Annotated in this window: 11 protein-coding genes and 1 pseudogene; 6 read left to right on the top strand and 6 right to left on the bottom strand. The window is 61.4% G+C overall.

What is annotated here, in order from left to right:
• Nucleotides 1-706: LysR substrate-binding domain-containing protein (locus ACRXB1_RS20335; protein WP_449493019.1), on the bottom strand; the 706-nt coding region annotated here is incomplete at its 3' end.
• Between the two features lie 155 nt (nucleotides 707-861).
• Between ACRXB1_RS20335 and ACRXB1_RS20330 the strand changes: the two genes are divergently transcribed.
• The 5 genes from ACRXB1_RS20330 (at nucleotide 862) to ACRXB1_RS20310 (ending at nucleotide 5,974) form a co-directional block, all read left to right on the top strand.
• A complete protein-coding gene (locus ACRXB1_RS20330) occupies nucleotides 862-2,184 on the top strand; it encodes an NAD(P)/FAD-dependent oxidoreductase (RefSeq protein WP_449493018.1) in 1,323 nt (440 codons plus the stop codon).
• A 114-nt stretch (nucleotides 2,185-2,298) separates the two neighbouring features.
• On the top strand, nucleotides 2,299-3,066 hold the full coding sequence (locus ACRXB1_RS20325; RefSeq protein WP_305954606.1) for a substrate-binding periplasmic protein: 768 nt from the start codon (nucleotides 2,299-2,301) through the stop codon (nucleotides 3,064-3,066).
• Nucleotides 3,067-3,098: 32 nt separating this feature from the next.
• A complete protein-coding gene (locus ACRXB1_RS20320) occupies nucleotides 3,099-3,887 on the top strand; it encodes an amino acid ABC transporter permease (protein ID WP_449493017.1) in 789 nt (262 codons plus the stop codon).
• A gap of 50 nt (nucleotides 3,888-3,937) precedes the next feature.
• Nucleotides 3,938-5,278 carry an NAD(P)/FAD-dependent oxidoreductase gene (locus ACRXB1_RS20315; RefSeq protein WP_449493016.1) on the top strand — a complete coding sequence of 447 codons (1,341 nt, stop codon included), beginning with the start codon at nucleotides 3,938-3,940 and terminating at the stop codon, nucleotides 5,276-5,278.
• A gap of 12 nt (nucleotides 5,279-5,290) precedes the next feature.
• Nucleotides 5,291-5,974 (top strand): SDR family NAD(P)-dependent oxidoreductase, encoded by a 684-nt coding sequence (locus ACRXB1_RS20310; RefSeq protein WP_449493015.1) that lies wholly within the window; start codon nucleotides 5,291-5,293, stop codon nucleotides 5,972-5,974.
• Here the strand turns inward: ACRXB1_RS20310 and ACRXB1_RS20305 are convergent.
• The 3 genes from ACRXB1_RS20305 to ACRXB1_RS20295 all read right to left on the bottom strand — a co-directional run bounded on the left by ACRXB1_RS20305 (nucleotide 5,971) and on the right by ACRXB1_RS20295 (nucleotide 9,087).
• Entirely contained in the window at nucleotides 5,971-6,567 is a 597-nt protein-coding gene (locus ACRXB1_RS20305; protein WP_449493014.1) for a histidine phosphatase family protein, read from the bottom strand. The genes ACRXB1_RS20310 and ACRXB1_RS20305 overlap by 4 nt on opposite strands.
• Before the next feature lie 97 nt (nucleotides 6,568-6,664).
• Nucleotides 6,665-7,936 (bottom strand): NAD(P)/FAD-dependent oxidoreductase, encoded by a 1,272-nt coding sequence (locus ACRXB1_RS20300; RefSeq protein ID WP_449493013.1) that lies wholly within the window; start codon nucleotides 7,934-7,936, stop codon nucleotides 6,665-6,667.
• Nucleotides 7,937-8,208: 272 nt separating this feature from the next.
• Nucleotides 8,209-9,087: an SDR family oxidoreductase gene (locus ACRXB1_RS20295; protein ID WP_449493012.1), complete on the bottom strand. Its 879-nt coding sequence runs from the start codon at nucleotides 9,085-9,087 to the stop codon at nucleotides 8,209-8,211.
• 105 nt (nucleotides 9,088-9,192) lie between these two features.
• On the opposite strand from ACRXB1_RS20295, the gene ACRXB1_RS20290 reads away from it, so the two are divergent.
• Entirely contained in the window at nucleotides 9,193-10,107 is a 915-nt protein-coding gene (locus tag ACRXB1_RS20290; RefSeq protein WP_449493011.1) for a LysR family transcriptional regulator, read from the top strand.
• Between the two features lie 12 nt (nucleotides 10,108-10,119).
• On the opposite strand, the gene ACRXB1_RS20285 is transcribed toward ACRXB1_RS20290, so the two are convergent.
• Complete coding sequence (locus ACRXB1_RS20285) at nucleotides 10,120-10,422, bottom strand: AzlD domain-containing protein (RefSeq protein ID WP_449493010.1); 303 nt, start codon at nucleotides 10,420-10,422, stop codon at nucleotides 10,120-10,122.
• A gap of 49 nt (nucleotides 10,423-10,471) precedes the next feature.
• Nucleotides 10,472-10,528: pseudogene (locus ACRXB1_RS20280) on the bottom strand (AzlD domain-containing protein); the annotation flags it as partial.
• Between the last annotated feature and the right edge of the window lie 26 nt (nucleotides 10,529-10,554).

The raw sequence follows: 10,554 nt of genomic DNA, 5'->3' as shown, positions 1-10,554 counted from the left end.
TGAACCCGCTCGCTACCCTCGCGCAAATCGTCGCGCCGTAAGGCGTCTCGATAGTCGGCACCTGGTTCACACCGGCCTGCCGCAACGCGCGATCGAGCGCGGAACGGGTGTCATCCGCATAGGACGGCAAAATCAGGCTTTGGTCTTTCAAATCCCGTGCGTGAATGCGCTCCCGTGCGGCAAGCGGATGGTTGGCGGGCAGCGCGCATACGCCCGGCAGCCGGTACAGCTCCGCGCTTGTGACGCCGAACGCGTCGGGTGTGATGGTGCCGAAGCCAACGTCGCAGTACCCTGATGACGCCCATCGCTGGATGGTCCCTTCGCTGCGCATTTCCAGCGATACCGCAATGCGCGGATACGCCGCCAGGAACCGCTCGATCACAAGCGGAACGAACGATAACGCCACCACGGGCGCTGCAACCAGCCGCAAGCGGCCGCTGCCGAACTGCCGGATTTCACGCGCTGAATGCGCAAGCTTTTCGATGCCGACAAAACTCCGGTCCACTTCGCGATAAAACGCGCTGCCTGCATCGGTGGCCTGGATCCGTCCGCCGTTGCGCGTGAAAAGCGCGAGTCCCGTCGATGCCTCCAGCTCCGCTATCAACCGGCTGATGCTCGGCTGCGATGTGCCGAGCTCCTCGGCAGCGGCTGTCATCGATCCGCGCAACATGACAAGCCTGAATGCCTCGATCTGCCGCTGGTTCATGACCTTTCCTCGGAGTAATCGTTCGAGATTGCCATACCAAAAATGAATAGCAGCCGTTTTTGGCCGTATTTGACCGGATAGTAGCGGCGCTCCTAGACTGAAAGCCACGTAGAGCCCACCCAACGTCTAAGCAACGTCATTCCCTAGCGATATCCATGCGAGCCGACTCACTGCTATTTCACGATGACTTTCGCATCGCGCCTTATTGGTGGGACGAGGCACCGCCGGAGACATCGCGCGTGGCGTTGCCCGCGAATGTGGACGTAGCGATCGTGGGCAGCGGGTATTGCGGGTTATCGGCGGCGGCGGAAGCGGCGCAACATGGCGCGACAGTCGCCGTTCTGGACACCGCCGAGATTGGCTCGGGCGGCAGCACGCGCAGCGGCGGCATGGTGTCGAGCGGACAGAAGCTTGCACTGACAAACGCGATTCGCGGGGTTTCGGCGGAACGGCTCAGCCGCCTGATGGCTGAATCCAACGCAAGTTTCGAGTACCTGAAACAGCTCGTAAGCCAAGAATCGCTCGATGCCGGCCTGCAGATCACCGGCCGGTTTTTCGGCGCGTTCACGCCTGGGCATTTCGAGCGGCTGCGCAAGCAGGGCGAACTCTTGCGCGAGAAAACCGGCGTGACCGTGCACGTGGTGACCCGCGCGGAACAGCGCGCGGTCGTGGGATCGGATTATTACTATGGCGGCATTCTCGTCGATGAATACGGCGGCCTGCATACCGCCAAATATCATCGCGCGTTGCGTGATCTTGCGCGCCGGCGTGGCGCGACGCTGCATTCGCACGCGGCGGTCGAGCGCATCGAAAGGACGGGTACGCGGTTCACGGTGCATACGGCACGCGGCAAGATCAACGCGGGTCGCGTGCTGGTTGCGACCAACGGCTACACCGGCCGGCTCACGCCCTTTTTTGCGCGACGTGTTCTGCCCGTCGCAAGTTATCAGATCGCAACGGAACCGCTGCCTCCCGGACTCATGGACGTGCTGAACCCCGGGCGCCGCATGATCAGCGACTCGAAGCGCAACCTGTTTTACACGCGGCCATCGCCTGATGGAACCCGCATGTTGTTCGGCTCGCGGCCATCGTTCAGGGAAGTCGGCGAACGTGAAGCCGCGCGGATCTTGCGTGCGAAGATGGTCGAGCTCTGGCCCGCATTACGCGATGTCCGCATCACGCACGCATGGAAAGGTTATGTCGCGATGACAGGCGACAAGCTCGCGCACATCGGCGAACGTGACGGTGTGTTCTATGCGCTCGGTTGCAACGGCAATGGCGTCGCGCTCATGTCTTACCTCGGGCAGCGCATCGCGAAGTCCCTGCTCGGGCTCGAAGCCGCACATGGCGCTTTCGGTGAAGGGCCGTTCCCGCTGAGTCCTGGCGGCATTGCGAGTACGTTGAGCGTGCCCGTGGGCGCGGCGCTTTATCAGCTCGACGATTGCTGGAACGGCCGGGTGCGTGGCGCGCTGTCCTGACACGGGTTTTTTTGAGGCTTTATCCTTTAATCCACTGCGGTTCTTCCTGGAGCGACCAACATGCGGTTTCGACACCTGTTCAGCCTTCTTTCGATTGTCGTGCCTCTTTCGTTGATGACCGCGACAAGCGCTCATGCCGATGACCTCGGCACGCTCGCACCAGGCAAGCTCATGGCCGGCGTGGATGCGAACAACAAGCCGTATTCCTACATCGATAACGGCAAGATGACGGGCTTCGATGTCGAACTATTGCGTGCAATCGGCGCGAAGCTCGGCTTGAGCGTCGACTTTCGCGCGCAGGATTTCAGCGGCCTGTTGCCGAGCGTAACGAACCAGCAAATCGATCTTGCGGCCGGGTCCATTTCGATCACGACTGACCGGCTGAAGATGGTCGATTTCTCCGAGGGTTACCTCACCGGCTTGCTGAGCGTCGCGACCTTGCCGGAGACCACGGCGATCACGAGCGACAAGGCCTCTGTCAAAGGAAAGCGCATTGGCGTGATTCAAGGCACCATCGAAGACACGTACTCGGACAGCTATTTGCCGGGCGCGCAGATCGTGCGTTTTCCGAACCTGAACGCGGGTTTTCTCTCCATGCGTTCAAAATATATCGACGGTTTCTTCATCGACAAATCGCTCGTGGACGGCTTGCAGGAAAAATACCCGCAAATGAAGATCGCAGACCGGCTCGATATCTCGGCGATCAACTTGCCGGCTGGTTTCCCGATGCGCAAGGGCAACGCGAAACTCGAAGCCGCAGTCAACAAGACACTCAACGATCTGGTCGCGGACGGCACGTGGATGAAGCTCTACACGCAGTTCCATCCGGGTTATCCGAAGCCTGCAAGCCTGCCGCCATACGCAATGAAAACCGGTAGCTGAACGCCCAAGCCTGCCCTTTTCCGGAGAGCGCCATGAATGCATTCCTGCAGAACTTCCTCGACTGGCAGTTGCTTACGGGATCGCTGCCGGCGCTGCTCGAAACCGGGCTTGTCAATACGCTGGTGCTCTCGCTGTTTTCAACGCTGCTCGGGATTGTCGCGGGCATGGTGCTGGCGCTGATGGCCGTGTCGCATATGCGATGGCTCGAAATGCCGGCGCGCGTGTTCGTGGATGTGTTTCGCGGCTTGCCCGCGGCGCTCGTGATATTGCTGGTCGGGCAGGGACTTGCGCCGGTCGGCCTCGCGATCTTCGGGCCGAATCCGTATCCGCTTGCAATCGTGGCGCTCGGGCTGATTTCATCGGCGTATATAGCCGAGATTTTTCGTTCTGGCATCCAGAGCGTGGGCAAAGGTCAGCTCTCCGCGTGCCAGGCGCTCGGTATGAACTACTGGACCGCCATGCGCCATGTGATCGTGCCGCAGGGCATCCGGCGCATCCTGCCCGCGCTTGCCAATCAGTTCATCTCCATTGTGAAGGACTCGAGCCTGGTCTATTTTCTCGGCCTGCTGACTTCGCAGCGTGATCTCTTCACTATCGGGCAGAACACGTCCGTGAACACCGCGAACCTGTCGCCGCTGGTTGCGGCGGGTCTGGTCTATTTGCTGATCACCATACCGCTCACGCACGCAATCAATCATATCGACCGATGGACAAACCGGCATTCGAATCCGCGCTCCGGGGACGCCAACGCGACCACCCGCAAGCAGCTCAAGCGTCAGGCGGCAGCCGCACGCACCAGCATGACCGGGCAACATAACTAACTCATGCGTGACTACGCAGCTTTAAAAACGAAGCGGAGAAAGAACGTCATATGGGACCACAAGTCGAGACCGTCGCCGACGACACCACCCTGCCCGCCGAAGTGGACGTCGTCGTAGTCGGCGGCGGGATCATCGGCGTGAGCACGGCGCTTTATCTCAGCGAGAAAGGCCTGCGCGTGGCGGTATGCGAGAAGGGGCATATCGCCGGCGAACAGTCGAGCCGCAACTGGGGCTGGGTGCGCGTCACGCATCGCGACATGCGCGAGTTCGAACTGAGCATCGAGAGCTTGAAGCTGTGGCGCAAGCTCGATGAAACGCTTGGGATCGATACCGGTTTCAAGCAATGCGGCATCCTGTACATGGCCAACGATGACGCCAAGATGGAAGCGCATCGTGTGTGGCTCGAGAAAGCGCAGGCACTGGCCGGCAAGGACGCATTCGATACACGTGAGATCGACGCCAAGGCCGTGGCGAGCTTGTTGCCGGGTGCATCGCGTGCGTTCAAGGGTGGGTTGTACACAGCGGGCGATGGCCGCGCCGAACCGCAAAGAGCCGCGCCCGCCATTGCAAACGCGTTGCGCAAACGCGGCGTGAAAATCCTGACGCCGTGCGCCGTGCGCGGCATTGAAACCAGCGCGGGCCGCGTGAGCGCCGTCGTCACCGAACTTGGTACGATCCGCTGCAAAAGCGTGGTCGTCGCGGGCGGCGCGTGGTCTCGATTGTTCTGCGGGAACCTGGGTATCGAGGTGCCGCAGTTGATGGTCAAGGCGTCCGTGCTGCGTACCGCGCCCATCGAGGGCGGTCCCGCCGTGAGCGCGAGCAACAAGGAGTTCGCATTCCGCAAGCGCGCGGACGGCGGTTATACGATCGCTTTCGGCTTTCGCACTTATACTGATATCACGCCCGACAGCTTCCGGCTTTTCCCCAAATACATCCCGGCGCTCAAGAGCCAGTTGGGCGCGCTGCGCATTGGCGTAGGCGAACGTTTCTTCGAAGAAATGCGCCGTCCGCGTAAATGGGCGCTCGACAAACGCACCGCGTTCGAAGACGTCCGCACGCTCGATCCGGAGCCGATTTCGCAATACACCGATGCCGGTTTGCGCGAGTTCGTGAAGGTCTTTCCGCACATGAGCGGCGCGCGTATCGCGCAGCGCTGGGCGGGACTGATGGACATCACGCCCGACGCGATTCCCGTCATTTCAGGCGTGCAAACGGTGCCGGGACTCTTTATTGGCACAGGGTTTTCGGGGCACGGTTTCGGCATTGGACCGGCGGCAGGCAAACTGATGGCTGATCTGGTCACGAACGACACACCGCTTGTCGATCCACATATGTTCCGGCTGAACCGCTTCAGCGACGGCACGAAGATCGTGATCGATGCAGGCTTCTAAGGACCCACGGCAATGAGCAAAGTAGCGATGATCTCCGGCGCGAATCGCGGTATCGGACTGGCGGTTGCGACGGAATTGCATAAACGCGGGTATCGGTTATCGCTGGGAATGCGCGATCCGTCGTCGGTGCAATTTCCATTTGATGCCTTCACGTTCCCGTATGAAGCCCGCGATCCGCAAAGCGCACGCCGTTGGGTCGACGCCAGCATCGAACACTTCGGACAACTGGACGTGCTGATCAGCAACGCCGGGATCTGTACGCATATCACGCTGGAAGACGGCACCGACGACATGCTCGAAGAGACGCTGGATATCAACGTCAAGGCGCCGTTCCGATTGATCCAGGCCGCGTTGCCCCATCTGCGCAAACCCGGCGATGCACGCGTGGTGCAGATTGCATCGCTGTCGGGAAAGCGCGTGAAGAACCTGAACGCGGGTTATCAGATGTCAAAGCATGCGGTGATTGCGTTGAACCACGCCGTCCGGCGCGCCGGATGGGACGATGGCATTCGTGCAACCGCCATTTGCCCGGGCTTCGTGAACACGGACATGGCGGCCGGCATCGCGGATCTCGAACCGCAAGCAATGACACAGCCCGAGGATCTGGCGGTGCTCATCGCCAATACGATCGCGATGCCGAATACCGCGAGCGTCGCCGAGATCCTTGTGAATTGCCGTCACGAGGACCTGTTCTAGGCCGGCCTGTGCGTGACGTTCCACTGCTTGAGCGCGCGCGATTCGCGATCGAAGCCGAGCACGCTGACGGACGCGGTATCGAGCAACAGATGTGCGCCGAGCGCGGCCGAATCCGCTATCCAGCAGGCGCCGAGCACGCGTAGAAAGTGTGCGTGGGAAAAGAGCGCAATACGGCCGTTCGTACCAAGCAAACGCGCGATCAGGGATTCGGCCCGCGCCTGGATATCCTGAACGCTCTCGCCTTCCGGTATCGGCGATGTCCACACGGACCAGTCCGGCTCTTCAGCCCGTATATCCGCCGTCTTGCGGCCTTCGTAGATGCCGTAGTTCCATTCGCTCAAACGCGGCTCTTCTTCGGCGTGCGCGATCAAGCCGGCTTCCTCACACGTGTCGCGTGCGCGGCTCATCGGGCTGTGCAGCACGAGATCGAAGCTTTGCGCGGCGAGCACCGGCCGGAGTGCCCGCGCCTGTTCGCGGCCATGGTCAGTCAGCGGAATATCCGTGCGGCCGGTGTGCTGGCCCGACTTGCTCCATTCTGTTTCGCCATGACGGATCAGCCAGATCTCGGGTTGGTTCGTAACGGGTGTGTTCATTGTCGGCCATTAGAAAGAAAGGAATCGGCATGCTCGAGTTACGACGATTCTACGGCTCGACACGGAAACTTTCACGGGTCCCTTTCACGTGTCCCTCTCACGTGTCCCTCTCACGTGCCCCCGAAGCCGCAAAGCGGTCTGCCCTGAACGGCGTGGTATCGATGAACGGTTCTTCGCCCGTCATCATGGATGCAATCAGCCTGCCCGTCACCGCGCCGAGCGTGAGCCCATGATGCGCGTGGCCGAATGCGAACCACATGTTCTTGTGACGCGGCGCAGGTCCGATGATCGGCATCATGTCAGGCGTGCACGGACGGCGGCCCATCCAGGGTTCATCGTCTACACGCTCGCCGAGCGGGAACAGAGTCCGCGCCACAGGCTCGGCGCGCAGCAGTTGCACGGGTGTCTTCGGCGCATCGCGTTCGGCCAGCTCCACGCCTGTCGTCAGGCGGATGCCGCGCGCCATTGGCGCAAGCAGGAAACCGTTGTCGACATCGAGTACCGGATGGTTCAGCACCGTGCCCGGCTGCGGCGTGTAGTGCATGTGATAGCCGCGCTTCACCGCGAGCGGCAACCGATATCCCAACGCCGCGGTCACGTCCTTCGCCCATGGCCCCAGCGCGATCACTGCAGTCGATGCGTTGACCTGCCCTTCCTGCGTCATCACGCGCCAGCCGTTGCCATCTTCGGCAAGGGTGGTCGCGTCGCCGTTGAAGAAACGTCCGCCCAGCCGCTCGAAATACGCGGCATAACCCGCGACCAGCGCGCCCGGATCATTGACCGATACCGCGTCCGTGTAATGCAATCCGCCCACCAGCGATGGGTCCAGATGCGGCTCGGTCTTCTGCAACGTGGCAGGATCGAGCAGCGTGTAATGCACACCGAATTCACGATGCCAGCGTTCTGCATCGCGCGCCTCATCGTCCTGTGCGGCGTTGGTGTGGAAGACCTTGATCCAGCCCGTTGGCTTGAGCAAATCCGTGACGCCCGCCTCGCGCGCGAGGACTTCATGCTCGGTCACGCAATGTTCGATCAGCGTTGCGTATTGACGCGCGATGGCCGCGTGCTTCGCGGGTTCCGAGTTGCGCCAGTACGCCCAGAGGAACGGCGCAAGCGCGGGAAGCGCGTCGCGGTGGTAATGGACATCGATGGAGTCATTCTTTGCGTAATGCATCCACGTGCTGATGTCGCGAGGAAGCGCGTACGGATACACCCCTTCGCGCTGCAGCAGTCCGGCATTTCCAAACGATGTCTCGAGGCCCGGACGCTTGCGATCCACGAGCGCGACCGAGCGGCCGAGCTTTTGCAAATGCACTGCAATCGATACCCCTACGATGCCCGCGCCCAGCACAATAGTGTCGAACTTCATGCGCCTGATATCTCCCTGTGTTGGCCCGTGTTCTTGCTTGTCAGGGATAGATCATACGCGTGCGTTCGTTCACGGACCGCCCGGCAGGCCGCTACTTCAGGAGGTATGCCAATATCGGCAAGTTTGATGCGGTCCCCGGCCTGATGCGTTGTGACCGGGCATCGGCGAACGGGACGAATGGTCTTGCGGTTGTCGCGACCATCGTGGGCGCGATCACATTGGCGCGCGGGTCCGATGACCGGGGGCGACACGCCGATCATCGGACCCGCGCTTTACTTCGCGGCCCACTCCTTAGCCGTCTCGACGGCGAAATCACGATACGACCGCGGCGGCCGCCCGAGCAACTCGGTCATCCGTGCAACGGCGCGCTCATTCGCCGCCATGCCGTCGCGCTGAAAACGGCCGAGCATCAGGCGGATGTCGCGTGCCATCCAGCTTGGCGCACGGCTCGCCATTTGCGCTTCGAATGCATCGAGATCATCGCCGCCGTAGTTCACGGGCTTGCCCAGAACCTCGCTCCAGATCGCGGCCAACGCGCTGCCGGTCATGGGTTGCGGACCGACCACGTCGATCACTTCACGCGGCAACGGCGTCGCCGAACGTTCACGCTGCAACAAACTGATGGCGGCTATTTCCGCGATGTCGCGGGTGTCGGCCATCGAAACGCCGACGCTTCCTACGGGCATCGGATAAACCGATTTGCCGGCGATCACTTCTTTCATCGATGCATCGTTCTGGATGAAATAGCTCGGGCGCAGGATCGTGGCCGGCAGATCGAATTCCTCGATCATCCGTTCGACCGTGTATTTGCCCGTGAAGTGGGGAACGTCGGTGAAGCGGTCTGAATTGAACACCGAGAAATAGACGATGCGTTGAATGCCGGCATCGCGCGCGAGGCTCAGCGTGAGGATCGCCTGCGTGACTTCGTCGGCGACGACCGCGTTGAGCAGGAACAGCGTGTCGACACCTTCGAGCGCCGCACGCATCGACGCGATATCCGTCATGTCGCCTTTGCGCACGTCGACGCTTGCCGGCAGATTGGCTTTTTCGGGCGAACGTGCGATGGCCCGCACGCTTGCGCCCTCCTCGACCAGCCGATGAACAACTTGCGAACCGACAGCGCCCGTGGCGCCAGTAACCAGGATAGTCATGATGAATCCCTCAAAAAAGGTGATGGTGTGAATTCATTCTGGGCGTTCCCTTGACGGGACGAAAGCCCTATTATTGAGACAACTTGTCTCATCGATGGAACGGCCATGGACCTGCATGCGTTATCGGATTTCAATGCCGTCGTCACACACGGCGGTTTTGGCCGCGCGAGCCGTGCGACCGGGCGGCCCAAGGCAAGTCTCTCGCGACATGTGATGCAACTTGAAGAAGCAATTGGGGTGCGCCTGCTGCAACGCGGCTCGGGCGCGTTGATGCTGACGGAGGAAGGACAGGCTCTGCACGCCAGCACCGGGCGCTTGCTGGCCGAAATCGAGGAAGCGGCGGACGTGGTCGGCATGACCTCGCGGCGGCCGAGCGGCCGGTTGCGGATCAGCGCGCCGACTTTTCTGGCCTACGAAGCCATGGGGCGCCTGACGGCGGCGTATATCGATGAATATCCGGATGTGCGCATCGAGGTGATCGCGGAGGACCGGTTCGTGGATCTGATCGCGGAGGATTACGACGTGGTGATCCGCGCCAATCCGGCGCCCGATACGGCACTGGCCGGCCGGTGTTTTCTGCGCGGGCCGCAGGTCGTGGTGGCATCGCCGGAGATTGCCGATGCCTTGAAAGACGATAGCGCCGTCCCGGCCGTGAGCCTTCTTTCATCGCCGGATAATGACGTCTGGCATATCGAGTCAGCGCAAGGCGCACGCACACTGCATCCGAGAACGGTCGCGCGGTTTTCATCGATATCCATGGTTCGCGACGCTGCGCTTGCGAGCGCCGGTGCGGCGGTAATGACCGAATATCTGGCTCGCGCCGCGCTGCAAAGCGGACGCTTGGTCAACCTGGGCGCCTTGCGCGACCGGAGCGTGGAAGTATGGGCGCTTTATGCAACGCGCCGCCAGCTTAGCCCGAAGATCAGTGCATTCGTGAAACTGCTGACCGAGATCTACGCTGACGTCGGTGAAATCTACGCTGACGTCGGTGAAATCACTCCGCCCGCGACGCTTCCCTGAGCACGCCGGATTTCAGGCCACCACAACAAGTTGCCAGAAGAAAAACACCGCAAGCGAAATGGCGATGGTCAGCAAAGGCTTGCGCGTCAAGGCACACACGCCTAACGCCACGATGGCCGCGACCAGTTGCGAATTACGCCACGTCAGTTCGGCGCCGCCGCCATGAGGCGCAATCGTCATCGGCACGATAATCGCCGTGAGCACCGTCACCGGCACAAAGCTGAGCGCAGTCCGTACCAAGGGTGGAAAACTCAGCCGTTCGCCGAACACGAACACCGCCGAGCGGATGGCATACGTGATGACCGCCATTCCCATGATGAGCAATCGTCATCGGCACGATAATCGCCGTGAGCACCGTCACCGGCACAAAGCTGAGCGCAGTCCGTACCAAGGGTGGAAAACTCAGCCGTTCGCCGAACACGAACACCGCCGAGCGGATGGCATACG

The sequence above is a fragment of the Caballeronia sp. M23-90 genome, assembly GCF_053574605.1.
The sequence above is the reverse complement of the archived record's forward strand: the minus strand, read 5'-3'. Positions and strand labels throughout refer to the sequence as shown.